This is a genomic window from Domibacillus epiphyticus (assembly GCF_001975785.1).
GTDB classification, from domain to species: domain Bacteria; phylum Bacillota; class Bacilli; order Bacillales; family Domibacillaceae; genus Domibacillus; species Domibacillus epiphyticus.
The window spans coordinates 117,142-143,624 of record NZ_MSFI01000020.1; the positions used below are offsets into that span (position 1 = coordinate 117,142).

General features: G+C 41.1%; 27 protein-coding genes. 17 read left to right on the forward strand and 10 right to left on the reverse strand.

The window, feature by feature from the left end:
• Positions 1-8: 8 nt before the first annotated feature.
• On the reverse strand, positions 9-1,316 hold the full coding sequence (locus tag BTO28_RS12380; RefSeq protein ID WP_076766768.1) for an MFS transporter: 1,308 nt from the start codon (positions 1,314-1,316) through the stop codon (positions 9-11).
• 206 nt (positions 1,317-1,522) lie between these two features.
• Between BTO28_RS12380 and BTO28_RS12385 the strand changes: the two genes are divergently transcribed.
• Both BTO28_RS12385 and BTO28_RS12390 read left to right on the forward strand, forming a co-directional pair.
• The gene (locus tag BTO28_RS12385; RefSeq protein ID WP_233129876.1) at positions 1,523-3,238 is read left to right on the forward strand and encodes a sigma 54-interacting transcriptional regulator; all 1,716 of its coding nucleotides are present in this window, start codon (positions 1,523-1,525) and stop codon (positions 3,236-3,238) included.
• A gap of 207 nt (positions 3,239-3,445) precedes the next feature.
• Positions 3,446-3,865 (forward strand): universal stress protein, encoded by a 420-nt coding sequence (locus BTO28_RS12390; RefSeq protein WP_076766709.1) that lies wholly within the window; start codon positions 3,446-3,448, stop codon positions 3,863-3,865.
• Between the two features lie 52 nt (positions 3,866-3,917).
• Here BTO28_RS12390 and BTO28_RS12395 read toward each other — a convergent pair whose 3' ends face one another.
• Positions 3,918-4,568 (reverse strand): hypothetical protein, encoded by a 651-nt coding sequence (locus tag BTO28_RS12395; RefSeq protein ID WP_076766711.1) that lies wholly within the window; start codon positions 4,566-4,568, stop codon positions 3,918-3,920.
• A 208-nt stretch (positions 4,569-4,776) separates the two neighbouring features.
• Here BTO28_RS12395 and BTO28_RS12400 point away from each other — a divergent pair, with 208 nt between their 5' ends.
• Positions 4,777-5,184 carry a (deoxy)nucleoside triphosphate pyrophosphohydrolase gene (locus tag BTO28_RS12400; protein WP_076766713.1) on the forward strand — a complete coding sequence of 136 codons (408 nt, stop codon included), beginning with the start codon at positions 4,777-4,779 and terminating at the stop codon, positions 5,182-5,184.
• Here BTO28_RS12400 and BTO28_RS12405 read toward each other — a convergent pair.
• A complete protein-coding gene (locus tag BTO28_RS12405; protein WP_076766772.1) occupies positions 5,161-8,268 on the reverse strand; it encodes a DUF3427 domain-containing protein in 3,108 nt (1,035 codons plus the stop codon). The genes BTO28_RS12400 and BTO28_RS12405 overlap by 24 nt on opposite strands.
• Before the next feature lie 188 nt (positions 8,269-8,456).
• Between BTO28_RS12405 and BTO28_RS17300 the strand changes: the two genes are divergently transcribed.
• The 5 genes from BTO28_RS17300 to BTO28_RS12425 all read left to right on the forward strand — a co-directional run bounded on the left by BTO28_RS17300 (position 8,457) and on the right by BTO28_RS12425 (position 10,556).
• The gene (locus BTO28_RS17300; protein ID WP_198936768.1) at positions 8,457-8,618 is read left to right on the forward strand and encodes a hypothetical protein; all 162 of its coding nucleotides are present in this window, start codon (positions 8,457-8,459) and stop codon (positions 8,616-8,618) included.
• Entirely contained in the window at positions 8,612-8,734 is a 123-nt protein-coding gene (locus BTO28_RS17915; RefSeq protein ID WP_198936769.1) for a GNAT family N-acetyltransferase, read from the forward strand. The genes BTO28_RS17300 and BTO28_RS17915 overlap by 7 nt, the downstream gene beginning before the upstream one ends.
• Positions 8,735-8,993: 259 nt before the next feature.
• A complete protein-coding gene (locus BTO28_RS12415) occupies positions 8,994-9,596 on the forward strand; it encodes a class I SAM-dependent methyltransferase (RefSeq protein WP_076766715.1) in 603 nt (200 codons plus the stop codon).
• A gap of 36 nt (positions 9,597-9,632) precedes the next feature.
• Positions 9,633-9,863: a group-specific protein gene (locus BTO28_RS12420; RefSeq protein ID WP_076766717.1), complete on the forward strand. Its 231-nt coding sequence runs from the start codon at positions 9,633-9,635 to the stop codon at positions 9,861-9,863.
• A 132-nt stretch (positions 9,864-9,995) separates the two neighbouring features.
• Complete coding sequence (locus tag BTO28_RS12425; protein ID WP_076766719.1) at positions 9,996-10,556, forward strand: maltose acetyltransferase domain-containing protein; 561 nt, start codon at positions 9,996-9,998, stop codon at positions 10,554-10,556.
• 70 nt (positions 10,557-10,626) lie between these two features.
• Here BTO28_RS12425 and BTO28_RS12430 read toward each other — a convergent pair whose 3' ends face one another.
• The 4 genes from BTO28_RS12430 to BTO28_RS12445 form a co-directional block, all read right to left on the reverse strand.
• Positions 10,627-11,406: a Cof-type HAD-IIB family hydrolase gene (locus tag BTO28_RS12430; protein WP_076766721.1), complete on the reverse strand. Its 780-nt coding sequence runs from the start codon at positions 11,404-11,406 to the stop codon at positions 10,627-10,629.
• Positions 11,407-11,522: 116 nt separating this feature from the next.
• Complete coding sequence (locus BTO28_RS12435; RefSeq protein WP_233129877.1) at positions 11,523-12,395, reverse strand: cation diffusion facilitator family transporter; 873 nt, start codon at positions 12,393-12,395, stop codon at positions 11,523-11,525.
• A 210-nt stretch (positions 12,396-12,605) separates the two neighbouring features.
• Positions 12,606-13,580: an S-layer homology domain-containing protein gene (locus BTO28_RS12440; RefSeq protein WP_076766725.1), complete on the reverse strand. Its 975-nt coding sequence runs from the start codon at positions 13,578-13,580 to the stop codon at positions 12,606-12,608.
• 118 nt (positions 13,581-13,698) lie between these two features.
• Entirely contained in the window at positions 13,699-14,163 is a 465-nt protein-coding gene (locus BTO28_RS12445; RefSeq protein ID WP_233129878.1) for a GyrI-like domain-containing protein, read from the reverse strand.
• A 144-nt stretch (positions 14,164-14,307) separates the two neighbouring features.
• On the opposite strand from BTO28_RS12445, the gene BTO28_RS12450 reads away from it, so the two are divergent.
• The gene (locus tag BTO28_RS12450; RefSeq protein ID WP_083711557.1) at positions 14,308-15,312 is read left to right on the forward strand and encodes a class I SAM-dependent methyltransferase; all 1,005 of its coding nucleotides are present in this window, start codon (positions 14,308-14,310) and stop codon (positions 15,310-15,312) included.
• A gap of 32 nt (positions 15,313-15,344) precedes the next feature.
• The gene (gene dat, locus BTO28_RS12455; protein ID WP_076766776.1) at positions 15,345-16,175 is read left to right on the forward strand and encodes a D-amino-acid transaminase; all 831 of its coding nucleotides are present in this window, start codon (positions 15,345-15,347) and stop codon (positions 16,173-16,175) included.
• Between the two features lie 196 nt (positions 16,176-16,371).
• Here dat and BTO28_RS12460 read toward each other — a convergent pair whose 3' ends face one another.
• Positions 16,372-17,136 carry an IclR family transcriptional regulator gene (locus tag BTO28_RS12460; RefSeq protein WP_076766729.1) on the reverse strand — a complete coding sequence of 255 codons (765 nt, stop codon included), beginning with the start codon at positions 17,134-17,136 and terminating at the stop codon, positions 16,372-16,374.
• A 169-nt stretch (positions 17,137-17,305) separates the two neighbouring features.
• Between BTO28_RS12460 and BTO28_RS12465 the strand changes: the two genes are divergently transcribed.
• The 6 genes from BTO28_RS12465 to BTO28_RS12490 all read left to right on the forward strand — a co-directional run bounded on the left by BTO28_RS12465 (position 17,306) and on the right by BTO28_RS12490 (position 22,216).
• A complete protein-coding gene (locus tag BTO28_RS12465; protein ID WP_076766731.1) occupies positions 17,306-18,388 on the forward strand; it encodes an LLM class flavin-dependent oxidoreductase in 1,083 nt (360 codons plus the stop codon).
• A gap of 84 nt (positions 18,389-18,472) precedes the next feature.
• Entirely contained in the window at positions 18,473-18,685 is a 213-nt protein-coding gene (locus BTO28_RS12470; RefSeq protein ID WP_076766733.1) for a hypothetical protein, read from the forward strand.
• A gap of 35 nt (positions 18,686-18,720) precedes the next feature.
• On the forward strand, positions 18,721-19,164 hold the full coding sequence (locus BTO28_RS12475) for a riboflavin kinase (RefSeq protein WP_076766735.1): 444 nt from the start codon (positions 18,721-18,723) through the stop codon (positions 19,162-19,164).
• A 107-nt stretch (positions 19,165-19,271) separates the two neighbouring features.
• On the forward strand, positions 19,272-20,639 hold the full coding sequence (locus tag BTO28_RS12480) for an MFS transporter (RefSeq protein ID WP_076766736.1): 1,368 nt from the start codon (positions 19,272-19,274) through the stop codon (positions 20,637-20,639).
• 33 nt (positions 20,640-20,672) lie between these two features.
• Entirely contained in the window at positions 20,673-21,173 is a 501-nt protein-coding gene (locus tag BTO28_RS12485; protein WP_076766737.1) for a flavin reductase family protein, read from the forward strand.
• Positions 21,174-21,439: 266 nt separating this feature from the next.
• The gene (locus tag BTO28_RS12490; protein WP_076766739.1) at positions 21,440-22,216 is read left to right on the forward strand and encodes an SGNH/GDSL hydrolase family protein; all 777 of its coding nucleotides are present in this window, start codon (positions 21,440-21,442) and stop codon (positions 22,214-22,216) included.
• A 160-nt stretch (positions 22,217-22,376) separates the two neighbouring features.
• On the opposite strand, the gene gdhA is transcribed toward BTO28_RS12490, so the two are convergent.
• Together gdhA and BTO28_RS12500 are read right to left on the reverse strand one after the other, a co-directional pair.
• Positions 22,377-23,759, reverse strand: coding sequence for an NADP-specific glutamate dehydrogenase (gdhA, locus tag BTO28_RS12495; protein ID WP_076766741.1), 1,383 nt, complete (start codon positions 23,757-23,759; stop codon positions 22,377-22,379).
• Between the two features lie 263 nt (positions 23,760-24,022).
• Entirely contained in the window at positions 24,023-25,369 is a 1,347-nt protein-coding gene (locus BTO28_RS12500; protein ID WP_076766743.1) for a sodium-dependent transporter, read from the reverse strand.
• Positions 25,370-25,503: 134 nt separating this feature from the next.
• Here BTO28_RS12500 and purU point away from each other — a divergent pair, with 134 nt between their 5' ends.
• Entirely contained in the window at positions 25,504-26,412 is a 909-nt protein-coding gene (gene purU / locus BTO28_RS12505) for a formyltetrahydrofolate deformylase (RefSeq protein WP_076766745.1), read from the forward strand.
• Positions 26,413-26,483 lie beyond the last annotated feature (71 nt).

Consider the following 26,483-nt stretch of genomic DNA (forward strand, 5'->3'; position numbering starts at 1 on the left):
TCTCCTGTTCAGACAGCAATTTTTTTCTGTTTTCTCTGACCTGGTTTAACAAACAGCATGGCTGTCATCCCGATAACCGAAGCAACTGCGGCTGCGACAAACATGGAAGGATAACCATAACTTACGACCAGGAAGCCCGTTAGTGTAGGAGCAATAATGGTTGCCGTATTTGTAATGAAGTGAGTAATACCGCCATACGTACCTGCACGGCTCGGTTCTGTATCAATAATGACGGACCAATAAACGGAGTTTGGCAATGAGTTAAAAGCGTTTCCAATACACATTAAGACCATGACGCCCACAATTGTGTCCGCCGTCGGTATCATAATAAAGCAGATTGCGGTACATAGTAAGGAAACAACCGCAAGACCAGATCTTGCGATGCGTAAACTGCCAGTCTTCATCCGCAGATAATCTGAAATCTTTCCGCCCAATAATACCGTAAAGCAGGCGCCAATCCATGGAATCATTCCTAAATACCAGAGAGCCGATAATTGAAATCCAAATTCGTCCTGCAAATATTTCGGAGTCCATGTCAGCAATAAAAAGTTAATATACTGGAAAGCAAAATAGCCTAAAGCATTAAATACGAGCGTCGGATTACGGAAGAAATGAAACCATTTAATATTGTCATCATGTTCTCCAACCAATTTCTCATCAGGCAGTAAATCTTTCGTTGAACGAATTTTTTCAAGCTCTTCTTTTGACACTTTAGGGTGTTCTTCAGGTAAGTTTGTAAACATTTTTGACCAGGCAATGACCCAAATAATCCCCAGACTTCCGAGCAGAATAAACATCACTTTCCAGCTTGTAATAGATAAGAGACCTACTGCTACCGGCGCTGTCAATAATGCTCCGAGCGGCGTTCCTAAAAGACCTAACGAAACAGCAAAGCCACGTTCTTTTGGTGTTGCCCAGTTTGCATTTGTTTTGTTGATCGTTGAAAACGTAGGACCTTCCGCAAATCCAAATAATATGCGAATAAAGGCGAAACCTGTTAAAGCAGATCCTCCGAATAAAGCCATTCCAATTTCCCCGGCAAAGGCTGTGGCTATAACGAAGACGGACCATCCAATACCGATAATAATCCAAACGAATTTTGGCCCCTTTTTGTCAGCGAGTATGCCGCCAAATAGTGCGCCAAATAAATAACCGTAGCCGAAATAACCGAGTACTGCACCCCACGCAATCGCATCGAATCCAAACTCTTCGATAATGTCTTTTTGAGCGTATGAAATGGCCCCGCGGTCGATATAGTTGATAATAACCATAAGAACCATCATGAGCATAATTTTGTAACGATAGTTATGCTGCATCATCTTCAACTCCTCCTTGTTTTGTTTTCGTAACACTCATAAAACATATTGCAAAAAGTGTGCCAAGTTTAAAGATGATGGTGATAAAAGGGTAAAACATATGATTTATGAAAAAATTTGAACTTTTTACTCTTTTTATAGTAGACTACTTATGCAGCATTGCATAGAGTTTATGCAAAAACGCAAACAAGAAAAGAGGAGATCACTTGGCTAAAGATTTAAATGTATCATTGGAATTTGCCCTCCATTCGCTGTCATCAGGGTTTTTAATGATTGATCTTCAGGGCATGATTCAATTCGTGAATAAAAAGGGAGCCGCTCTTCTTAATTTGGAAGCGGACCAGCAGCATATATCGATTTTTAAGTTAGTGCCCGGAATGGAATCGCTCTTGTTTTTTGAAGAAAAAGAATCGATCAGTGAGGTGCATATTGGTGATCGAAAGGTAATCTTCAATCATTCTCCCCTCTACTCAAAAGGTGAACTTTGCGGCATTTCCGCTTTATTTGAAGAAGAGAAATATTATGAAGGCCTTTTAAAGGAACTCGATTCTTATAAAAATTTAAACCTTGATTTAAAAGCGATTTTCGATACATCTTATGACGTCATTTATGTTTCCGACCATCAAGGTGTGACGCTGCGTGTCAGTTCAGCGTGTAAAGAACTGTGGGGGAAGGAAGAAAAGGAATTAGTCGGCAAGAGCGTATATGAACTTGAAGAAGCCGGTATTTACAAACCGTCTGTCACGAGGCTTGTATTAGAGAAAAAAGAAACCGTTTCCTTGATTCAAACAACGAAAACAGGCAGAAGGTTAAAGGTTGTTGGGACGCCGATTAAAGACGAAAATGGCGAGATTATTAGAGTCGTTAATGCATCGCGTGATATTACGGAAGTGAGCCGGCTCCAATCGGAATTAAATGAGATGAAGCAATTAATAGAAGGGTATAAAAAAGAACTGAATGACCTGCGGAGCCGCACGGAAACGGAAACACAGCTCGTCTACCGGAGCAAAGAAATGAATCAAGTGATTTCCCTTGCTCAGCGGGTAGCGGATGTTGATTCAACCGTTTTAATTTTAGGAGAAACCGGTGTTGGTAAGGAAGTCATTGCGAATTACATTCATAAATCCAGCCCTCGATCTGAAAAACCGTTTATTACCATCAATTGTGGCGCGATTCCGGAGAACCTGCTTGAATCTGAACTGTTTGGTTATGAAAAAGGAGCGTTTACTGGAGCGGTAAAACAAAAGCTTGGATTATTTGAACTGGCAAGTGAAGGAACGTTATTTCTGGATGAAATCGGCGAAATGCCTCTCCCGCTCCAAACAAAACTGCTTCGTGTCATTCAAGAACAGCAGCTTGTCCGTGTAGGCGGAACAAAGCCCATTGCCATCAATATTCGGCTCATCACGGCGACAAATCGCAACTTGCTGGAGGAGGTAAAGAAAGGAGCATTTCGTGAAGATCTTTATTATCGGCTAAATGTGATTCCGATCAAAATTCCTGCACTTCGATATCGAAAAGACGATGTTTTGCCACTCATCTTGCATTTCGTCGAGGTGTTTAATCAAAAGTATATGCGTACAGCCAAAATATCAAATTCAGCCCTGGATGTTCTTCAAGAATACGAATGGCCAGGGAATGTTCGGGAACTTCAAAATATTATCGAGCGGCTCGTCGTCTTAACTGAAAAAGAGATGATCAGTCAATCTGAATTGGAAGGCTTATTTTATCCTTCGGGACGCCGGGAATCTAAAAGTGTTGTTGTAAACAACATTATCCCGCTGAAAGAATGTGTGGAAGAAGCCGAAAACCAGCTGTTGCAATTAGCGAAACGAAAGTACGCATCCACTTCGGAAATCGCATCCGTACTTGGAGTAAACCAGTCGACCATCAGCAGGAAGATGCAGCGCTTAAAAAAATAAATATCAACTAGGCCGTTTTGCTTCTGTTGAAAGGTTTATAAAGGCATTTGATTACAACGTGGAGAATAAGCTAGGACGATCGATACGGAAACAAATGTCTTGCATGAATGTTGTATGGAAATATGGGGAAAACAATAATTATCAACTATCAGGTGGCAATCCATGATAGTCAACGCAAAAGGTAAACACGTTAAGGGGGGAAAGAGAATGTACCAAAAGATTTTACTCGCTGCAGATGGATCTGAAAACTCAGTGAGGGCCGCGAAAGAAGCAGTAAAAATCGCTTCCTTATCTGAAAACAGTGAGGTAAACATTGTATTCGTCGCTGATTTTTCGAAAGCAAAAAGAGAAATCCTCCATTCACAAGGAATAGAGGAATTGCAGTTAGCGCGGCGTAAAAAGCTTATGCCGGTGGAAGAAGAACTGAAATCGAACGGCCTCACGTATAACGTAAATATTTTACACGGCGAACCGGGACCGGCCATTGTTGAATACGCAAACGAGCACAAATTTGATCTCGTCATTGTCGGCAGCCGCGGCCTGAATGCCTTGCAGGAAATGGTGCTTGGCAGCGTCAGTCATAAAGTGGTGAAGCGGGTGAATGGCCCCGTCATGATTGTGAAATAACAACGCTGTTTAAAAAATTAACCGTACCCAGGGCGGGTACGGTTATACATTCTCAATTGATTTTCACTTCGCCTAGAAGATCCTCGCATGCTTTTTCCTTTACCATTGGACAATAGGGGCACTTGTCACACCCAGGGACCTCTTTGTATAAACAGCAAGTCATCCGGGTGTAACTTTGCATGGCTTCCGCCGGTCCTTTCTTCTGCAAAAAACGTTCATACTCCCTAAGAAGCCGCAAATCACCTGCATCCTCCAGTACATTCACGTACATCCAAAGCGCGTAACCAAAGATATTTTCCCGGGAAATAACCGGTGGCAGCTTCGCATTTTTCGCGAGCAATTCAATGACAGGGTTCACCAGGCGATCGAGAATCAGCCTCGCCCCATCATCATCACATTGATCCCATTTTTCATGATTCAACTGAAAGAACAGCGGCCACGATTCACCGGATCTTATCACAATTCCAACTTGAGCAGGAGTCCCGTTCCAAACACGTCTGTATTTACTGAACATATAGAGATGTCCAGTAATAAAAAGTCCGTAGCGGCGCATCCACATCGAAGCTGCTGCCGGAATAGAAGCAAGCTTCAGGTGGGCTTCCGCTGAAGCTGTTAACGTATCTATATGATGAACCCAGTCATGCACAGTTCCTGACACCGGTTCATTTTCCGTAAAGTGAAAAGGCAAAAGCTCCTCCAGCATGTCCTCACCTCGTTTTTATCTATTTTAATTGATAATGATTTTCAAAATCAAGTTATGTGGAGAAATTTGAGTAATAATTAATATATGAGAGTAAGGATCATTATAAGAACAATGCCTAGGATAAAAAAGTTGATTGATATGAGACCCGAGTACATTTCGCTAATTCTTTTAAAAATATGCTACAGTTAAGAAAAAGGAGTTGATCCCTATGAAAAAATCAGTACGTGTGGTAGGCGCAGTAATCGAAAATGAGGAGCGACATATCCTTTGCGCCCTTCGCTCACCTAATATGACACTTCCTAATCTATGGGAATTCCCTGGGGGGAAAATCGAACAAAATGAAACACCGGAACAAAGCTTGAAAAGAGAAATCGCAGAGGAACTATCCTGCATAGTAGAGGTGGGAGAAAAGATTAAAGAGGTTGTTCATGAATATGAAGCGATCATTGTGAATTTGCTGACATACAAATGCTGTATTACAGAAGGTACACCAACTGCCGAAGAACATGCCGAACTACGTTGGGTGCCTTTAGCTGAACTGAACAAGCTTGAATGGGCACCCGCGGATATTCCGACGATTGATAAGCTATTATTAGCGGATGAAGTCCATAAATAAATCTTCTGGAAGAGGATTGTGGAGAGACCAAACAATGCTCATTGGTTTGTCACCATTACTGGAGACAAAATTAGCTTCGCCTAAATACATAAATGGTAAAGTTACACCGTGTAGTTGATCAAATTTTCGAATGAATAAATGAATATGAATATCCTGTTCTTGATGAAGTTGAAAATCCTGTCCGCGTTTTGATTCATGTGATGTTTGGTTTTGACTTTGCCAATGGAAGGTTGACGGGTCAATAAAATAATCTTTATAAAGTAAATGATCTTCAACGGATTCTGCTTTGTTTAGGTTAACGAATAACAAGTAATGATTGTTGACCCGTTGTACACCTTCACGCCATGATCCTTCTGGTTGGGTGGCTTCAAACAACACTATTAAGTCATTTCTTGTATAGTTTTCATATAAAACAAGCTTATTTTCATTATCAAAAAACGAGGAGGATTGGAAAGTGCGACGGAATTCAATTAATCCGTAATCGATTCTTTCCAGGGCATAATTATATTTTTCTTCGTCAGTAAATAGAGAGCGAATCTCATCATTTAAAATAAATGTATCACCTTCAACAATTCCGCATTTTATTCTTTCCATCGAGCGTAATACTAAGCTTTTATGCGCAGACGAAATAGATTTGGAAAAACTTTTTTCAGCTAAAGAAAATACATTTTGAACAGAGGCTGTCCCTTGTTCAAAAGCAACTTTTAGTATTAAAAATTCATAAGGCCATTTGAGAGGTAGCTTTTGTTCTAGGTCTTTCATTAATTGCATTAATGGAAGATCTTCCAGCCAGGTTGCTTCTAACACAGACAGGTCATTCATTTTCTTTTTCGTTTCCAGCCAAGTCTTATATTTATTCAAAAAGAATTTCAAACTTGGTGCGTTTTCTGAATATAAAAAGTCCATTAATTCTGGGGAGCGGCCAAGTTCATTTTTGAATTGTTGATAAAGTGCTTTTAACATTGCCAATGTGTCCATTCGAATTGACTCAATTTTATCAAGTAGCTCTTTTTGAGAAACAGGATCAAGATCAATGTACGATCCGCCCGGGAAATCGCTGAATTCGTGCCGTACTTCTAAACGTAATGCATCCCGATCGAATGCTTGGTGATTCGTTTGACCAGCGAGGGCAAGTGGAATCATAAAAGATTTTTGATAGTTACCAATAAAGTCTAATATGGTGACAAATTCTTTTCCTTTATATTTACGTAAACCACGACCAATCTGCTGAATAAAAACAGTTGATGATTCGGTCGGGCGTAAAAATAACATCATATTTACTTTTGGGATATCGATCCCTTCGTTAAAAATATTTACTGTAAAAATGATTTGTAATTCATCGGCTGGGTTTTCGAGTCGAGCAATCATTTTCTGTCTTTCCTCAACTGAATCTTTTCCCGTTAAATAAACAGTGTGTAATCCTTTTCTATTAAATGATTCACTCATAAACTTTGCGTGTTTTACATTCGCGCAGAAACCGAGACAAACTAATTGGGTACCATGATAGCCGTACATATCCATCATGTTGATAATAAAGTCGACGCGTTCCTCATTATTTAGTGCCTCTGCAAGCGAATCTTCTACAAAAAATCCGTTACTTGTTTTAATTGTCGAATAATCGATGGTTTCATCAGCTATGCCAAAATAATGAAATGGAACGAGTAGCTGCTGTTCTAGTGCTTGACGCAGCCGAACTTCATAGACAATATTATGGTCACATAGTGAGAGAACATTACGACCATCCATTCTTTCTGGCGTTGCCGTTAATCCTAGTAAAAACTTAGGCTCAAAATAGTCGAGTACTTTTTTATACGTGGTTGCTTCTGCGTGATGAAATTCATCGATAATGATGTAATCAAAATCAGCCGGAGAGAACTGTTGTAATGTTGAATCTTTTGATAGTGTTTGAATCGTACTGAAAACGAATTGTGAATTCCATTCTTTTTTTGTTCCGGTCAACTTGCCGCACAAGTCAGTTGAATTAAAGACAAATTCAAAGGTTTGAATCGCATTATCAAGCAACTCTTCACGGTGTGCAATGAATAAAAGTCTTTTTGGTTGAACTTGATGAACATCAAATGCAGCTAAATATGTTTTACCGGTTCCTGTTGCAGCAATGATCACTCCTTTATTATTTCCTAGATTCCGTGTGTTTTTTAGGTTCTTTAAAGCTTCTTGTTGCATAGCATTGGGTTGAAATTCTGTTTTTTCTTCTGTTGCTATAGTAGGTTCAGCAACCATACCCTTTTGTTTTTGATCCTTGAACCATGAACTGTATGTATCGATAAAATCTTCTGTCAGTTGGATTGCTTCATCACTTTCCCAAATAGATTGGAATAATGCCGTGGTTTTCTCATAAGCTGGTATGTGATTTGTATCCGGTAATCGAATGTTTAGTTCGCGACCATTAATAAGGGCTGAATGTGATAAATTTGATGATCCGATTAGAACAGAATTTAAACCTGAATCCCGACCAAATAAGTAAGCTTTTGTATGGAATGATTCTTTTTGTGTATGAATTATCTTAACTTCAACGTTAGAAAATTGAAGCAAATGCTGCAGGGCTTTCGGTTCTGTGATTCCTAAATAAGTCGATGTAATAATACGAACAGGAACACCACGTTTTTGCAATTCTTGAAGTGGTTTTGTGAGTAGCTGAACGCCAGACATTCTTGTAAAGCTCACCATAAATTCGACACGATCCGCCGTGCGCATCTCAAACTTGAGTGTTTTAAAAAAGTTTTTAACGGACTTTTTCTCATTTGTTAACACGTCTGCACGACTTAAAAACAGTTCCTGTTCCAGGAGAGGTACCGTATCTTCACTGTTGTACGTAATATAAGAAAGTGGTAATTTAAAAGTGGAAAATTCCTTTGAGATAACAGATTCTACCTCTTTGTTTAATAAAATCATTTCATCATATTTTTCGGATTCTGCAAGTTCTTTAAATCTTCCTTCTAAGGAACGAATTGTTTTTAAGATGAGTGCTTCACTATATTCTTTCGGTGTCAAACGCTGTATAAGCTGATTTTTTGGATATAATTTATCTTGTTGGTAAAGTTCCTCTTTCCATCCTTTCTCCAAAATAACCCCCCCTTTATTTTTTCTAATATTAATAAAAATTTTACCATGATTTTTTGAATTAACATACATATACAGGACTTATCTGCTATGTGTTTGTTGTACTTTGGGTAAAGTGAAATAATCATTAACAGAGCAGTTTTTTAGTTTGAAATATTAGAGTAAGATGAAATAGAGAGGGGGGGATCCAATTGTATCCAATCAAACAGGCTTCCAATCAGGATGCAGAAGAGATTCTAGCATTGACAAAACTCGCTTACATGTCGGAAGCGGAGATATACAATGACTACACGATCCATCCGTTAACGCAGACGCTTGAAAAAAAGGAGTCTTTTGAAAGCATCTTGTGCTGAGTGGAAGAGGGAAGATCATCGGGTCGGTCAGAGCATATGAGAAAGAGGGAATCTGCTATATCGGAAAGTTGATGGTGCAGCCCGCTTATCAAAACAAAGGATTGGGAGACGATTAATGCAAGAAATCGAGAGCCGCTTTCCGGGTGTATCCTATAGCTTTTTACGGGAAGTAAAAGTGAGAAAAACATTTCATTGTATGAAAAGTTAGGGTATAAGGGATATAAGCAAGAGAAGCTGCCTGTTGAATACACGGCATTTTTATATATGAGAAAAGGATAGCATTTTTGTGGAAATACTATTTAATTAAAGAATACAGGAAAATGATGCCCAATGTTTTAACCAATTTGTATTAAACATGGCGTGAGGAGAAAAACAATGAATGACTACGAGTATGATCAATTAATGTCGATTCAAACAACGGGCGATCAGTACGGTTTCCCTTCTCTATCTCATTATCACCGCTATGAGCCAACACCGTATAAGGGGCTGGAGCAGTTATTTTCCCGCTGTGAATTGGCGGCGGAAGATGGATTTGTCGATGTCGGATGCGGGAAGGGCCGGGTTGCTTTTTATGTGCACTGCCGTTTTCAGGCGTCTGTTGTGGGAATTGAAATGAATCCTGCTTTTTATGAAGACTCGCTCCAAAACAAAGCGGGTTATTTAAGAAAAATGAAACGGAAAAGAGGAACGGTCGATTTTCAGCGTGTGCTGGCGCAGGACTACGAGGTGCAGCCGCATGACAATGTTTTTTACTTTTTCAATCCTTTTTCAGTGCAGATCTTCATGAGTGTTATTCAGCGGATTCTTTTATCTGTTGAGCAATCATCACGGCAAGTAACGCTTATTTTATATTATCCGTCAGAGGAGTATATGTATTTTTTGCAGAATCAGACTGTGTTTGAATTAGTGGACGAAATCCGGATCGAAGGGCTGTATGAACGGAATGAAAATGAACGATTCCTGATTTTTCAGCTATAATAAACGAATAAACTAAAAGAAAAGGGGAAGATGTACATGAGTGAATGCAAACTCGATCATTCAAATGAAGATGTTGTGAAAAAGCTTGAAAGCCAGCAGGCGTTTCTGCCGGCAGATTTATACGAAAAACTCCAGCAATATCTGCAGCAGGACCATACGCAGGATATGTTAAACGAGCTGTTTCATTTACTGAAAAAATATGATCTTTCTTCAGCAGAAGAGCAGGAAGCACGAAAGAAGCGGCTAATGCTTATCTTGAACAACTGATAAAAGTCTGGAACAGGGCAGCACCCGTTACAAAAAATGATAAGCAGCGGCCTTCTCTTGACATTGGATCGGGGAAAGGCCGTTACGTTTCTCTTGAAAGTGATCATAGCACTGATAAAGGGAGAGATCATGATGAGGACGGAAAAAGAAAAAATGGTGAATGGTGAACTCTATCATGCAGCAGATCCTGAGTTGATGAATGACCGTGTAAATGCACGAAAACTCACCAGGCTATATAATCAAACGTTAGAAACAGAAAACACGAAACGGACTGTTCTTTTAAAAGAACTTTTCGGCTCAACTGGCGAAAATATATATATTGAACCGACTTTCCGCTGTGATTATGGTTACAATATTCATGCTGGAGAAAATTTTTATGCGAACTTTGACTGTATTATTCTAGATGTATGTGAAGTGCGAATCGGGGACAACTGCTTCATGGCACCGGGTGTACATATATATACTGCCGCACACTCTCTCGATCCATATGAACGAATTTCGGGGGCGGAATACGGAAAACCAGTCACGATCGGTAACAATGTATGGATCGGTGGAGGGGCTATTATTAACCCGGGTATTCAAATTGGTGATAATGTCGTCATAGCATCTGGTGCTGTTGTCACAAAAGATGTACCTGATCATGTCGTTGTTGGAGGTAATCCAGCTAAAATAATAAAACAGCTGGAATTATAATTAATTTTTTTCTTCCGTCGCCAAAAAACAAAAAAACGGCCCACTAACTGAGTGGCCGTTCTTTTTTTGTTTAGTCGAGCAGTCCGACCATTTTTAGACCGTTTAAGATACCGTCTTCATCTACGTTGGTCGTAATGTGTTTTGCGGCATTTTTTGCGTCCTCATGGCCGTCTCCCATTGCGACACTGTTGACGACTGTTTTCAGCATTTCAACGTCATTCAAGCCGTCGCCAAATGCGTAAATATCTTCAGGAGCAATCCCGAGCTGGCCGATGATTTTTTGGATGCCTTTGGCTTTGGTGCCTCCAGCTGGAACGATATCACAGGAAACCGGATGCCAGCGGACGAAATCAAATTCGGGGAATTGCTCTTCGTACAATTTATCTTCAGGATCTTTACAGAATAACAGCGATTGATACAGTTCCCGTCCTTCATGATAATTCGGATCGTGAGCAGGGAAATGATTAATTTTTAAAGAATCGATACCGGCCGTCACGTCTTCGTGATCTGGCGTGTTCACTTTCATGTCTTCATGATCCATGTACACAATTGGGTGATTGCGTCCCACTGCAACCTCGGTCAACTTCAATAAGGCTTCCTTGTTGAGCGGGTTTTTGTAAAGAGGTTTTCCTTTAAAAACAACGTATTGTCCGTTGTAGCTGACAAATGTCTCAATATCAAGTTCTTTGCGCAAGTCTGCAAACATGAACGGCGCGCGGCCTGTTGCAATTGCAACTTCATGGCCAATTTCCTGAAGGTCGCGGATGGCTTGTTTTGTAGAAGCCGGCAGTTTTTTATCGTGATCATAAAGGGTACCGTCTATATCGAAAAAAATGATTTTCTGTGCCATGTAAATCTCCTTTTCATCTATTGTGAAATGCTGCTTTTCTCTATGTTATCAAACAACGGGCAGATTAAACAAATAGGCGGTTCTTTATCGCCGGGAAATACAAAACGGCTCGCTGACTAGCGGCCGTTCGGTTCAATATGAATATGGGTGGCGCGTATGTTGTGTTCCTGCAATAGAGCTTCTTCAACATATTCTGTAATATCATGACTTTCGACGACGTTGAGATCCGGATCGACTAAAATAACGACATCGACGAATGTGACATTGCCGTGCGATCGCGCTTTAATACTGGGCACGCCGCGAACACCGGGTACTTTTTCAACAGAGTACTGTATATCTCGGATTTTATTCAAGTCAAACGCATCTGTCAGTGAGAGTGACGCTTCCGAGAAAATCCCCCAGGCTGTTTTGAAAATGATCAGTCCGACAGCAAAAGCGGTTAAGGTGTCAAGCCACTCAACGCCCAGTCTTGAACCGATAATACCGATAAATGCCCCGATACTTACGAGCGCATCCGCACGGTTGTCCTGCGCTGCCGCCATGATGGACTGGCTGTTGATTTTTTTTGCCAGCCTTGAATTGTACATATACACACCGTACATAATCGCTGCAGAGAAAATGGCCGTCCACGCGGTGATCATATCCGGCGTTTCATGATTGGCTTGAAAAAATGACGTTCCGGCTGAAATGAGGACCTGGATGGCAACGGATGCCATGATGAAAGCGGCAATGAGCGACGCGACGGTTTCAGCACGAAAATGACCGTAACGGTGATTTTCGTCCGGCGGCTTACGGGCAATTTTTAAACCGATTAATATTGCGATGGAAGCGATAATGTCGGTTGAATTGTTTAGCCCGTCTGCTTTTAATGCTGCCGAAGCCCCGATCCAGCCGACGGTTAGTTTAATTGTAGAGAGAAACAGGTAGGCGATGATGCTGATCCAGGCGCCCCGTTCTCCTTTTTTAATATCATCATAAGCATTTTCCACGTGATGGTTTCCTCCAGTAAAAAATATTATAACCATCATAACAGCAGCTATTCGGGTGGGTCTACGGCAACAAGATTGCAGCAGGCATAACAAGTTGCCCATGCGCTACAAATCGACTTCAATCGGGTGTAATATCACCTAGTTTGATGGGGGTGTTTTTGCATTTGATATGAAACAAAAAATCCCGCCATTAACCGGCGGGATTTCGAATTATTTATAGTAGCTCCATGCATGTTCATAGTCAAGTGTTAGATTTTGCAGAGCAGGACGCTGCTTCACTTCGGTCCGTGCAAAGTACACTGTAACTGTTTTTTGCTGGTTTGGATTGATGACAACACCTTGCATTAACCGTGGAGAAGGCATGTCAGCAACAACGGTGTTGCCCGCATATAGCGTATACTCGCCTTTAATGTTAAACACTTTATTTTGTGAATTATTGTAGACGGTCAGCGTCATTTTAATACGGCCGTCTGACTCGTATGAGGCACCTTTAATGTCTACTTGAACGCCGGTCCGGAATTTTGCTTCGAGTGCACGTGCAACAAAGACGGAAAACTCAGTACGGTTTATTACGCTGTTTGGCTTAAAGTAGCCGTTGCTGCCGCCTGCAATGCCTGCGCTGCCAAGAGTAGATACATAGTCATAAAACCAGTCAGTCCGTTTCACATCTTTAAATGTAACGATGTACGTAGGCTCAAGTCCAAAACTTTCTGCTATAATTTTTGCCATTTGCGAGCGCTTCAATTTAGCGGATGGATTAAAGTACTTTGCTTTACTGAAAACACCGTATTTTGTTAAAACGGCTATGGACTTATAAGCAGGATGAGACGTCGGAATGTCGCGGAATCCTGGATTCGGTGCCGATTCATTTTGAATGTCGAGCGCTTTTGCTAAAATAATTGCGGCATGTTCGCGCTTTACAGCGTCTTTAACGCCAAAATGTCCATTTTTATATCCACTGATAATACCACTTTGCACCAAGTAATCAATTTCTTCTTTTGCCCAGAAGTTCGATGGTACATCACGAAACTTTTTGGCGGCGGCACTTATTGTTGCATCAGTGGCTTGAACCGCTGTTCCTGAAGATGTGCCCTGAAGCTCTGATGCTGAAGCCTGGTCAGCAATGGGGATCAAGAGGATAGCGGATAAAAGTATTGCAAATAAGCCTTTCCATTTCTTCTCCATTCTTGCACCTCTTTTTTTTAAAATTTATTCCTACTGATACATATATTAACAATATAGAAATAAATTGCATATAGTCAAGATTAAAATAAGAAAAAAACACTAGATTCATATGTGAATATTATACTGCTTCTTCTGCTGCTTCGCTCTGCTTATCTGCAAGACGCCAGTAGAGATGACGGTATTTTTCTTCAAGCGTGACAGTGATTCGGAACTCGTTTTTGTCGAGCCTGACTTTGTGGTCCCGCGCCCATTGCAAAATGGTCCGAAAAGCGAACGGTATTTCCTGTTCGCTGCCGAAAAACTCAAGAAGTACATATGATCCGGCTGGAACAGTCAAACTTGTCATGCCTGTGGGAATGATATCAATTTGAGTGACTTCCATTCCGATACAATGTGTGTAAAGCTGGCCGGCCCGTTTTAAACAAATATCAAGCAGATGACTATCTGTCTGACCAGGAATCTGGCTTGCTTTCTCCAAAAAACGCGCCGTCCATTCCGGCCGCATCTCGGCTATTTCTTCCTGAGTCCCGCTCAATTCAAAACCAACGACCGTTACATTGCGCACATTAATAATTTTCGGCATCACGTTCAATCAGCTCCTTTTACTTATTTCTTTTCCCGGTTGTTTGTGTTTTCACACCGGTCTGTTCGGGAATATGGTTATAAAAATCGTGATCAACATACATAGAAATACGTAAGAGGATGAATGGTCTGAGGAGGAAAATAAGTGATTGCTGAATACCGGAAAATGTGGGAAGCCCGAAACTGGATGAAACGAAACGAACCCTTTTTGCCAACTTGGCATGCGTATGTCGGCTATCGGCTTGATTTATTTGAAAAACTGTCCAGGGGCATGAGTATAGATCAGGTCATCTCTGAATATGGATATGAAGACAATTTACTGCGGTCATGGGCGGATACTGGTGTTGTTTTAGATCATTTGAAAAAAAATGGTGAACAACTCATCCCATCAAAGCAAATGATGCGTTTTTTTACGCAAAAAAGTGAGGATGCGATCGGTGAATTATTGAAAGAAATGTTTGAGATGCACATGCCCGTTCTTATGAATTATCCAGACATGATCAAAACAAAAAGGAAAAGCAGCTTTAATGGTGATCATTTTGGGAAAACGGTGGCGGCCACATCCGCGCTTATTGAAAAAAGGGCGTTTCCTCATGTTGTAAAAGAATTGCAGCTGCGAAAACCGGAATGGGTACTTGATATTGGATGCGGCACAGGCGGTTATTTGATGAAATTGGCCCGAAAGATGAATCGCGGAACATATGCAGGAGTCGATATTAGCAAAGATGTTATTGATATTGCACGAGAAAAGGCAAAAAAGTATGGGCTTGATCAGAAAGTGAGATTTTATTACGCGGATATTAACAAATGGGATGTTCCAGACGGTTTATTTGATATCGTTATGATGAATAACCTTCTACATTATTACTCGCCGGATACCCGTGCTGATTTATTTGCACGTGTGGCTCAGCTGCTCAGTCCAAAAGGCACGGCTGTTGTGATTACACCGCTTTACTTGGAAAAAGGCGGCCGCCGTTTTTCTGCGGCATTTAATTCCTTTATGGAAGCACACGATAATTTATATCCTCTTCCGAAACGTAAGGAGCTCGTTCAAGATGCCAAAGCAGCAGGATTGAAACTGAAGGCGGTAAAGACGGTTGTACGTGAAGGAAGCTGGTACTGTATGAGTTTTTCGAAAAAGAAAGTATAATGGAAAAAACAAATGAAAAGAGGCTTCTGAGCATGGCAATTGCATATTTGAATGGGAAAATTATCAGTTCAAACGATCCGGTGCTGCCAATTGATGAACGCGGCCACCAGTTTGGCGACGGTGTTTACGAGGTGATCCGCGTTTATAATGGGCGGGTGTTTATGATGCCTGAACATATGGAACGATTTTTTAAAAGTGCTGAAGCAATAAAGCTGAATGTCGGAAAAAGCAGCGAAGAAATTATGGCGATTGTCGATGATTTAATTGAGCGGAGCGGATTGCAGGACTGTGACGTTTATATGCAGGCAACACGCGGTATCGCGCCGCGCAATCATTTATTTCCGAATGTACCGGCATCTATTTCAATGACCGTAAAACCTTCTAAGCATGTAAATGAAGAAGTACGCGAGAGCGGGGCGAAAATAAAATTGCTGCCGGATGAACGCTGGCAAAACTGCTGGATTAAGTCGCTGAATTTGCTGCCGAATATTTTAGCGAAACAGGAAGCGTTTGAATCGGGCGCTCTTGAAGCAGTCCTGATCCGCGATGGGTATATTACGGAAGGCTCAAGTTCGAACTTTTTCATTGTAAAAAATGGAGAAATTTTAACCGCTCCGGCAACTAATCACATTTTGCACGGGATCACTCGCATTGCAGTGAAAGAAATGGCGCTAGAGCTGGATATCCCTTTTCGTGAGCAGGCTTTTACTTCGGATGAATTGCTAGCGGCCGATGAGGCTTTTCTAACAAGCACGACACAGGAGATTTTGCCGGTTGTCGAAGTGGACGGACAAAAAATAGGAAATGGCAAGCCGGGTGAGGTTGTAAAGAAACTATATGAATTGTTTTTAGAAAAAATGTAAGGGTGGAAGTCCGGATTCTGTCCTTTTTTGGCCGAATTATTTCAATCAGGGCCGGAATATACAACCTTTAGGCCGAATTCACGGGAATCCGGCCTAAAGGGTAAGAAATCCGGCTTAAAATCAGAAAATCCGGCCATCAAAATAAAGAGAGGGGTGTCTAAAAGACAGCCCCTTTTTATTTTGCCCATAAGTAATTTTATAGATAAAGATAACCCAGCTTAGAAGACAGCTCTTCTGCCGTTTTCAAAAGTTGTGTTGTGGCGATTGAATTTTTTGAGCTATCTAAAACGCCGGATAATCCAATAATACTAAGAGCTGCAACAAGGTCTTTCTTTTGATCAAAAACGGGAGCAGAAATGGCGGTGATGCCTGGCAAGTGAGATTCCGTGTAAGCATATTGATCCTTTTTAACTGTAGAAAGCAGCGAATCCAATGCTGATCGCTCCATATGATTATTCCGGAGTTCACGATCAATTAACTCTTTTGTTTTTTCAGGAGGATAAAAAGCGGCAAACACATTTCCTGTTGCACTCGTTGCCAAAGGGACAACAGAGCCGATGCGGACGTTTATGTTGATCGGTTTTCGGCTCTCTTCCCAGGTGATAAAAATTGGTCCCTCTTTTTCAATCCAGATCGCAAGTGCAACAGTTTCGTCTAATAATTCATTCAGCTTTTTTATATAGGGAAGAGCTTTTACTCGAATATCTACTTTTTTCATTGCATGCAATCCAATAGAAGTTAATTCATTGCCTAACGAATAACGCAAATCTGGCCCCTTTTCAAGAAACCCGATCCGGCACAAGCTGATTAAATAGCGATATATTTGACTTTTTGGCATATCGCATAATTTAGATAGTTCAGTAATCGTTAAAGGTTCATCCGCTAACGAAACAGCCTTTACAATCGAAAAACCGGATTCGATTGATTGAATTCCTTTTTTTTCTTCATCTTTTACACCCATACACGAACCCTCATTTCATCCTGTAATGCTTGGTTACCATTTTAACACAAGGGAATTGACAGAAAACTCAAAAAAGCAGTTGACATTTATTTTACCCGTCAATTATACTCTGATTAACAACTTATGGTTAACAAGGTTAATCATAGTTTAACAAAAGGGGGAAGTAAAGATGAAATTTGGCTATTTTACATTGACGGACAATCCAAGCATTTATGGGGATGAGCGGAAAGATTCTAATCAAATGATTAAAGACCTTGTTGAGCAGTGTGTGTATGCGGAAGAATTAGGCTTTAATTCTGTATGGGTACCAGAACATCATTTCAGCGCACTTGGAGTATTACCATCTCCTTCTGTTTTTTTGGCCCATGTTGCAGCGAGAACGAGTAAAGTCCAGCTGGCTCCAGCGACCGTGTTACTTCCAGCCAGTCATCCAATCCGCATGGCAGAGGAATACGCATTGCTTGATTTATTAAGTGACGGAAGAGCCATTTTCTCAGCGGGAAGAGGGTACGACAAACGGGAGTACGATGTGTTCCAGGTAGATTTCAACAATAGCAGAGAAATCTTTTTTGAACAGTTAGACATTATTAAGAAAGCATGGACACAGCCTTCAATTTCTTATGATGGACAATTCTATAAATTCCCTGAAATCGAGTTGACACCGACCCCTGTCCAGAACCCTCACCCGCCAATTTATGTAGCCGCTTTCAGTGAGCCATCTGTTTTAAAAGCTGCGGAAATGGGTGAACATGTTATTTTTGCACCTTTTGCTGCATCGATGGTTTTTGGAAGCGTTACCAATGCCGTTGCTAAATTTAAAGAAGAATCGGAAAAGCACGGTTTTAAAGAGAAACAAGCAAAATGTTCATTTTTCTTGAATGTAACGGATTCGGAAGAAGAGGTTCAAAGAACGAAAGAGCGGATGCTTAAATATTTTAGAGGCCTTGTTCCTGCATTTCCTGGAGATCCCAAAACAGCTCCACCGCATATTCGTTATTTTGTTGATATCGTTGAAAAGCTTAAAAAGATGCAAATAGAGGATTTGAGCGAAAACAGCATTATTGTTGGAGATGCTGACTATGTTACGGCAAAATTGAAAGAAATTGAAGAAACAGGGATTGAAGAAGTCATCATTTATTTTGATTTTGGCGGACTGTCTCATTCAGAAACAATGGCAGCGATGGAACGTTTTTCTAAACAAGTTTTGCCTCGCTTTGAAGAAAAAAATATCAAAGTTGAAACACGAGTTTAACATGTAATCCGCAGGGAGTATGACGGCCATTCGCAGTCATCTCCCTGCAATGCTCTCCGGTACTAAAAGTAAGAGGTGACGATAATGAACATTGAACATGTGATTCTTGACTATTTAAGAAAACATCCAGGTGCCAGTGCTAAAAAGATTTTAACGTTTTTTGATTTATTTGATTCTCAGTTTATAGAAAAAAATACGCTGCAAGCGGCGGTTTGTAAAAAACTTCGAACGTTAAAGAAGGAACGAAAAGTGCATAACAACGGAAATTCGTGGTACGTAATGGTGCGTAAAGGATGATTCATAGCGGCATGTGCGGGAAAGGAGACCATAAAATGTCTTCAAATAAAATAGGATTCTCCCATAAAACGATTGGGTTTTCCGGTACCGTTGTTTCTGGAAGAAAAATTGGCAAAACATTAGGTTTTCCCACGGCAAATATTTTGACCGATCAAAAAGTCTCTCTTTTAAATGGTGTGTATGGTGTCAGGATACATGTCAAGGGACAGATACACTATGGCGTAATGAATATCGGCCGCCGTCCATCATTTCAGCTTGATAATCATGAAGTATCCTGCGAAGTTCATATCTTTCACTTTAGTCAATCGATTTACAAAGAAGATGTTGAAGTGACGGTGTGCTTTTTTGTTAGGGAAGAAAAGACGTTTCCCTCCATTGAAGATTTAATACTACAAATAAAAAACGATATTAAAGACGTAAAAGAACAGTTTGTACAATCGGGCTATTCAAAAAATAGACTTTTGAAAATTGGTTCATGAAGCTTCATTTGGTTTAGAACAGGGTTGGATGGGACAAATATGGCGATTATTGAAAACGCTATCAATATTCGATTTTCTTTTTAGTATCCATTTCAAGGGGGTATTGTATGCGATCCATTAATATGATCAAAACGATCGATGATTCAAAGTTTAATTCCTTTCAGGCCTCTATATTATTTTGGTGCGGCTTTATCATAGCTTTTGACGGTTATGATCTTGTTATATATGGTTCTGTCGTTCCGGCTTTAATTGAGGAATGGTCGTTAACGCCTACACAAGCGGGAACATTAGGAAGCTATGCTTTAGTTGGGATGATGATGGGGGCCTTAATTTTTGGGCCGTTAGCAGACAAAATAGGAAGAAAAAAAGTGATTTTATTTTGTGTAGCGATGTTTAGTATTTTCACTGGAATCGCTGGCTTTGCTTCAGGACCTGCGGAATTTGGTATTTACCGGTTTATTGCTGGATTGGGGTTGGGCGGGGTGATGCCGAATACTGTGGCTTTAATGACGGAATACTCACCCAAATCGCTTAAAAATACACTAGTAACGATTATGTTTAGTGGATATTCTGTCGGGGGAATGTTATCCGCCGGACTTGCTATTTATTTAATTCCTGACTTTGGCTGGCAATCGATCTTTTTTGTAGGTGCTATCCCGTTATTATTTTTGCCTATTATGTACAAAACACTGCCGGAGTCACCAAATTTTCTATTAATGAAAAAAGATGAGAAACAAGTAAGAAAAGTATTATCAAAAATTGATCCGATGTATCAATACAAACAAGGCGATCACTTTGAGGGAGCCAACCAAAAACAAGAGGGTATTCCGATCGTTTCTCTATTTAAAGAGAGGCGTGCGTTAAGCACAGTGATGATTTGGATCGCTTTTTTTATGTGCTTACTGATGATTTACGGTTTAAACACCTGGCTGCCAAAATTGATGGTTGAAGCAGGCTATCCGATCAGCTCAAGCTTAATATTTTTATTATTGCTAAATTTTGGCGCAATATTTGGCGCTGTTTTCGGCGGGTGGATGGCCGACCGCTGGGGTGCGAAACGCATTCTTATTTTGTTTTTTATCACTGGCGCACTTTCGCTCAGTATGCTGGGGTTTAAAGCGCCAATTCTTATTTTGTATACGTTAGTTGCTATAGCGGGGGCTTCAACCATCGGAACGCAAATTATTGCCAATGCTTACGTATCTCAATATTATCCAACTGAAATGCGTTCTAGCGGGGTTGGCTGGGCCCTTGGGGTTGGACGTACTGGGGCAATCATTGGTCCCATAATGGGGGGAGTATTGTTAACGATGAGCCTTCCAACATTCCAAAACTTTTTGGTGTTTGCAATACCGGGAGTCATCGGAGCCATTTGTATTATGGTTGTTCAAGAAAAGTATTCATCATCCGCTAAATCTGCTCGGGCAGCGGAAAATGCAGAAATTCCAGCTCTTCAAAGAGAAACGAAGATTTAAAAAACATGATTAGTATAAAAGGAGAGAAGAACCATGTTAAAAGAAGAAGCACAAACATTATTTAAAGAAGTAATGGGAAATTATCCTACGGGCGTGACAATTGTGACCGCAGCAGATCATAATGGGGAACCCGTAGGCTTGACTGTTAATTCATTTGCCTCGGTTTCTCTTGATCCCCTTATGATACTCTGGTCAATTGATCATAAAGTATCGACAATTAACGCGTTTACAGAAGGAAAGAAATTTGCTGTTCATATTTTAGCCGGGGATCAGCAGGAGCTGTGTAAAACATTTGCCAGTAAAAACGTAGATCGATTTAGTACATGTGATTGGAGATTCTCTGAAAACAGCCTTCCTATTATTGAAGGTGCTTTTGCGGTATTGCAATGTAAGACATTTAAACAAGTAGAAGCGGGAGATCATACCGTTTTAATTGGAGAAGTGATCGACATTCAAATCGAAAAGCGGGATCCAATGCTTTATCACAGAAGAAATTTTGGTTCTATCCCTGCAGAGTTTTATACGTTAACATAAAAACGAAATGAGGGGATTTTATGATTTTGTTTGAATTATTCATTCAAATAGAAACCATTAAATATACTAAAATTAAAAAAATGGATAATGAGTATCGCGATAATGTCCTTTAACATGAAATCTCAAATAAATCCTGATACAAAACACCTGTCTTCAGCGGCAGGTGTTTCTTTTATGAAAAGGGAAATTTCTCAGGAAATATTACAGGGGTAAGACGGCTGTTTAATTGACACAATAACTAGAACAATGTTGGAGGAGTGGACAGGATGTTGAAACGAATCGTTTTTTTATTTTTACTTATAACCCTTTTTTGTATGCCAAATGTGCAGGCATCAGGACTGAATTATGTGGCAATCGGGGATTCGGTCGCGGCTGGACAAACACCCAGCCGGGAAATTGGAGCAGGATATACCGACATGATTGCCATGAGCCTCTATCGTGCTGGAGTCATCGATTCCTACTCAAAACAGTTGTCCATTCCGGGATATACGGTAAAACAGGTGACAAAAAAGGTGGGAAGTGCCGCTGGACAACGTGTCATTCAAAATTCGGACATTATGACGATTTCAGCAGGCGCAAATGACCTATTGCCGCTTTTCCAATATAATTCGGGGAGCGGTACAGTCATGTTTAATGCGATTACAACGGCGCTTGCACTGGATGGAGTGCGTGAAAATTATAAGGAGCTGCTGAATAAAATTTATGAAGTAAATCCTAACATAGACGTGTATGCAATGGGCTATTATTTTCCTTATCCTCATGTTAATGCCCATTATAAAGGCGCCGTAGGAGAGCAGCTTGCGTTGCTGAATGAGATTATTAAACAGGAAGCCGAACGTGCAGGAGCAGCATTCGTACCGGTGGCGCATTATTTTGGAACAGATGCAGTTGATTACTTGCCAAATCCGTACGACACTCATCCGGCACCTGCAGGCTATTTAGCCATGGCTAATGCCTTTTTAGACGTATATAATCCTGAGCTTCCAGACATTCCCGACTCAGTGCTGGGTCAACTGCCTGAACCAGTGCCGTTTGCTGAATAAGAGGAAATAGAGAAGGGCTGGTCTGTTGAAGGAACGTGCGTCAATCCAGAAAGAAGTATTAAAGGTGACATAACGGCGTCTTGCAAAAAGGCGTCGTTTTTGTATGAAATTGATATAAAAAAAACACTCCGGACAAATCCGGAGTGTTGGAAAATCTGTATTAAACGACGCCTTGAGCGATCATCGCGTCAGCAACTTTGATGAAGCCAGCAATGTTGGCACCGACAACAAGGTTGTCTTCATGGCCAAACTCAGCAGCTGCTTCTTTGCTGTTTTTGAAAATGTTTTTCATGATATTGTGAAGTTTTGCATCCACTTCTTCAAATGTCCATGGTTGACGAGCGCTGTTTTGAGCCATTTCAAGGGCAGAAACCGCTACGCCTCCTGCGTTGGCAGCTTTTGCAGGGCCGAATAGAACGCCGTTGTTTAAGAATACTTCGATTGCTTCAAGAGTTGAAGGCATGTTCGCACCTTCACCGATTGCTTTTACCCCGTTGTTAACAAGAAGCTGTGCTGAAGCTGCATCGATTTCGTTTTGTGTTGCACATGGAAGAGCGATGTCGCAAGGGATGCTCCAGATGCCAGAGCAGCCTTCTACATATTTCGCTTCCGGATGGTAAAGAACGTATTCGCTGATGCGTTTGCGTTCTACTTCTTTCAATTGTTTTACAGTCGCAAGGTTGATGCCGTTTTCGTCGTAAATATAGCCGTTTGAATCCGAGCATGCAACAACTTTCGCGCCAAGTTGTGTAGCTTTGTCAATTGCATAGATTGAAACGTTGCCTGAACCAGATACAACTACTTTTTGCCCTTTAAATGACTGTCCTTTATCTTGCAGCATTTCGTCTACGAAATACACTGTACCAAAGCCTGTGGCTTCAGTACGTGTCAAGCTGCCGCCGTATTGAAGACCTTTGCCAGTTAATACGCCAGCTTCGTAACCGCCGCGAAGACGTTTGTACTGTCCAAACATAAAGCCGATTTCGCGTCCGCCAACACCGATGTCGCCAGCTGGCACGTCAATGTCCGGGCCAATATGACGGTACAATTCAGTCATAAAGCTTTGTGTAAAACGCATTACTTCGTTGTCTGATTTACCTTTTGGATCGAAGTCTGAACCACCTTTACCGCCGCCGATTGGCTGGCCAGTAAGCGAGTTTTTGAAAATTTGTTCGAAACCAAGGAATTTAATAATGCTTGCATTAACAGACGGATGGAAACGAAGACCGCCTTTGTAAGGTCCGATTGCGCTGCTGAACTGGACACGGAAACCGCGGTTTACTTGTACGTTGCCGTTGTCATCAACCCAAGGTACACGGAAAGAAATCACGCGTTCAGGTTCTACCATGCGCTCAAGGATGTTTTGCTTCATATATTTAGGATATTTTGCGAAAACAGGTGTCAATGATTCGAAAATCTCTTTAACCGCCTGGTGGAATTCGCTTTCTCCTGGATTGCGTTTGATTACGATCTCATATACATCATCAACATATTTTTTTGCTGCTTGATATTCGCCTTGTGTCACTTCATTCGTGATTGCCATATATGTTCAGCCCCTAACTTCAATAATGAATTCTGATAAAAACATCATAATGTTGTTTATTCATCTCTTCAATGCTTTGTTGGAATGATATTGATGACATTTTGAGATGGTTTTATTGTGGGAAGAGAAAAAATTTCTTTGTATCGCTTGAAATGCCTGATTTATATCATTTTGGTCTGAAAATCAATTTAATAACCATTCATATATCTCAATAAGAGAATGATTAAAAAAATGTTTGCGAAATGTTCACTATTTTGAAACATCTATGATTGGTTAAATTGGCTGATCGTATACACAAATACGCCGGCAATCGTAATTGGGACGAGCCATCTCATTAACAAAAACCAGCTTGAAAACGTCTTGCCAAGACCAGAGTCGCTCAATTGATACTGTTCTTTTACAAGCAACCGATCCATCCGCCATGCAATAAACAAGGCAATCAGCAAGTTGCCGAGAGGAAGAAGAATGTTGCTGACGAGAAAATCAGTCACGTCGAATACGGTTTTGCCGAAAAGGGTCACGTCAGAAAGAGTGCTGAATGACAACGCCGCCGGAATCCCAGCGAAAAACACAACAATGCCCGAGATCCATGAGATCTTCTTTCGGGATTTGTTTTCATCTTTTGCAAACGCAGCTGTAATTATTTCAAGCAGGCTAAATGAAGAGGTAAGTGTCGCAAACAAAAATAAAAGGAGAAACATAAACAAAAACAGTTCGCCAAACGGGAGCTGTGAAAAGACGGACGGAAGGACAACAAAAAGCAGTCCAGGTCCTTCTGCAGGTTCGAATCCAAAGGCAAAGACGACCGGGAAAATGGCGAGACCGGCAAGTACAGAAACGAATATGTTCATCAGCGCAATAGACCCGGCTGATGCCGGGATACTAACGTTTTTGTTTAAATATGAGCTGTACGTTACCATGCATGAAAACCCAACCGCAAGTGAGAAAAAAGAATGCCCAAGCGCGTATAATACAGCTTCCCCGGTAATCTTTGAAAAATCCGGCTGCAGGAAGAATTTCACGCCTTCCATTGCTCCATCAAGTGTTAAAGACCGTACGACGAGTGCGATAAAGAAAATGAATAAAAGGGGCATCATATATTTACTGCTCCGCTCAATGCCGTTTTGCACACCTGCAGCAATGACAAGAATATTCAGCAGCATAAAGACTGCATGACCACCAATTGTCAGCCATGGATTTCCTGTGACCGCTCCGAATAATGCACCTGCATCGCCGCCCCCAATCACGCTGCCAAACAGTGCCATGATCGTGTAAGTAAGCACCCATCCCCCAATGACGCTGTAGAAAGATAAAAGCAAAAAGCTGCCGGTGACGCCCAATTTGCCAATGACCGTCCAGAATGAATCTGGAGCCAGTTTTTTGTAGGCGCTGACCGCTTCACGTCCGGAACCGCGTCCAATAATGAATTCTGCGATGAGCATCGGCAGGCCGATCAAAAGCGTAAAAATTATAAATAACAGCAGAAATGCGCCGCCGCCGCTCTGTCCAGTTACATAAGGGAACTTCCAAATCGCTCCAAGACCAATTGCAGCGCCAGCTGATGATAAAATAAATCCAATTTTCGACGACCATTGTTCCTTTTTTTCCATTTTTTGCTCCTCCATTTCGAGTCTTTTTATTATTTCACTGTTGTGCAAAAAGATGAGTCAGGCTGAATATTATTTTCAAAGTTATATTTATCCGCTATAATAAGATATTAAAACAACAACTGGAGTGTACTGAAATGACTGTAAATATAAATGCGCTTGAAAAAAAGTCGAATAGTAGCGACGGTTTCCTAAATCGCGGCCGGCTGCTTGTGAAATGTCCGGATGGACCTGGAATTGTGTCAGCACTGTCGAAGTTTTTGTTTGATCACGGTGCCAACATTATTGAATCAAGTCAGTATTCAAGTGATCCTGAAGGCGGAACATTTTTCATCCGAATTGAATTTGACTCCGAGTCGCTTGCAGAAAAGCGTGCAGAGATGGAGAAAGATTTTGAATCGTTAGCGGGAAAATTTGCGATGGATTACCGATTTGCCTATGGAAGTGAGCGGAAAAAAACGGCGATCTTTGTTTCAAAAGAACCGCATTGTCTCCTTGAGCTGTTATGGGAATGGCAGAGCGACGACTTGCAGACCGATATTGCGTTTGTGGCGGGAAATCACGAGGATGCACGTGGAATGGTCGAGTCACTTGGGATACCATTTCATTATATTCCAGCGAATAAAGACATTCGCAAACAGGTAGAAGAGGAGCAGGTTCGGCTTATAGAGGAGTACAATATCGACGTGATTGTGCTTGCCCGCTACATGCAAATTTTGACACCGGAGTTTGTGGAGCGTTACCCGAATAAGATTATTAACATTCATCATTCGTTTTTACCGGCATTTATTGGCGCGCGTCCATATGAGAGAGCGTATAACCGCGGCGTGAAACTGATCGGAGCAACGTCTCATTATGTAACGAATGACCTTGATGAAGGACCGATTATCGAGCAGGATATTGAACGTGTTGATCACCGCGACCATGTGGCAGATTTGAAAAAAATCGGGCGCTCCATCGAACGGCGTGTGCTCGCGCGTGCAGTAAAATGGCATTTGGAAGACCGCATTATCGTACACGGAAATAAAACGATTGTTTTTCAATAAGAAGAGGTGAAAACCCGAAGTTAATGAATGGAGTGACCCCTAAAAGTTAGACACGGTTATTTCATTAGGCA

What these genes read in the sequence shown, in the direction of transcription:
- BTO28_RS12380 (WP_076766768.1), bottom strand. Translation starts at nt 1,316, where the DNA reads ATGCAGCATAACTATCGTTACAAAATTATGCTCATGATGGTTCTTATG.
- BTO28_RS12390 (WP_076766709.1), top strand. Translation starts at nt 3,446, where the DNA reads ATGTACCAAAAGATTTTACTCGCTGCAGATGGATCTGAAAACTCAGTG.
- BTO28_RS12395 (WP_076766711.1), bottom strand. Translation starts at nt 4,568, where the DNA reads ATGCTGGAGGAGCTTTTGCCTTTTCACTTTACGGAAAATGAACCGGTG.
- BTO28_RS12400 (WP_076766713.1), top strand. Translation starts at nt 4,777, where the DNA reads ATGAAAAAATCAGTACGTGTGGTAGGCGCAGTAATCGAAAATGAGGAG.
- BTO28_RS12415 (WP_076766715.1), top strand. Translation starts at nt 8,994, where the DNA reads ATGAATGACTACGAGTATGATCAATTAATGTCGATTCAAACAACGGGC.
- BTO28_RS12420 (WP_076766717.1), top strand. Translation starts at nt 9,633, where the DNA reads ATGAGTGAATGCAAACTCGATCATTCAAATGAAGATGTTGTGAAAAAG.
- BTO28_RS12425 (WP_076766719.1), top strand. Translation starts at nt 9,996, where the DNA reads ATGAGGACGGAAAAAGAAAAAATGGTGAATGGTGAACTCTATCATGCA.
- BTO28_RS12430 (WP_076766721.1), bottom strand. Translation starts at nt 11,406, where the DNA reads ATGGCACAGAAAATCATTTTTTTCGATATAGACGGTACCCTTTATGAT.
- BTO28_RS12440 (WP_076766725.1), bottom strand. Translation starts at nt 13,580, where the DNA reads ATGGAGAAGAAATGGAAAGGCTTATTTGCAATACTTTTATCCGCTATC.
- BTO28_RS12445 (WP_233129878.1), bottom strand. Translation starts at nt 14,163, where the DNA reads ATGCCGAAAATTATTAATGTGCGCAATGTAACGGTCGTTGGTTTTGAA.
- dat (WP_076766776.1), top strand. Translation starts at nt 15,345, where the DNA reads ATGGCAATTGCATATTTGAATGGGAAAATTATCAGTTCAAACGATCCG.
- BTO28_RS12460 (WP_076766729.1), bottom strand. Translation starts at nt 17,136, where the DNA reads ATGGGTGTAAAAGATGAAGAAAAAAAAGGAATTCAATCAATCGAATCC.
- BTO28_RS12465 (WP_076766731.1), top strand. Translation starts at nt 17,306, where the DNA reads ATGAAATTTGGCTATTTTACATTGACGGACAATCCAAGCATTTATGGG.
- BTO28_RS12470 (WP_076766733.1), top strand. Translation starts at nt 18,473, where the DNA reads ATGAACATTGAACATGTGATTCTTGACTATTTAAGAAAACATCCAGGT.
- BTO28_RS12475 (WP_076766735.1), top strand. Translation starts at nt 18,721, where the DNA reads ATGTCTTCAAATAAAATAGGATTCTCCCATAAAACGATTGGGTTTTCC.
- BTO28_RS12480 (WP_076766736.1), top strand. Translation starts at nt 19,272, where the DNA reads ATGCGATCCATTAATATGATCAAAACGATCGATGATTCAAAGTTTAAT.
- BTO28_RS12485 (WP_076766737.1), top strand. Translation starts at nt 20,673, where the DNA reads ATGTTAAAAGAAGAAGCACAAACATTATTTAAAGAAGTAATGGGAAAT.
- BTO28_RS12490 (WP_076766739.1), top strand. Translation starts at nt 21,440, where the DNA reads ATGTTGAAACGAATCGTTTTTTTATTTTTACTTATAACCCTTTTTTGT.
- gdhA (WP_076766741.1), bottom strand. Translation starts at nt 23,759, where the DNA reads ATGGCAATCACGAATGAAGTGACACAAGGCGAATATCAAGCAGCAAAA.
- BTO28_RS12500 (WP_076766743.1), bottom strand. Translation starts at nt 25,369, where the DNA reads ATGGAAAAAAAGGAACAATGGTCGTCGAAAATTGGATTTATTTTATCA.
- purU (WP_076766745.1), top strand. Translation starts at nt 25,504, where the DNA reads ATGACTGTAAATATAAATGCGCTTGAAAAAAAGTCGAATAGTAGCGAC.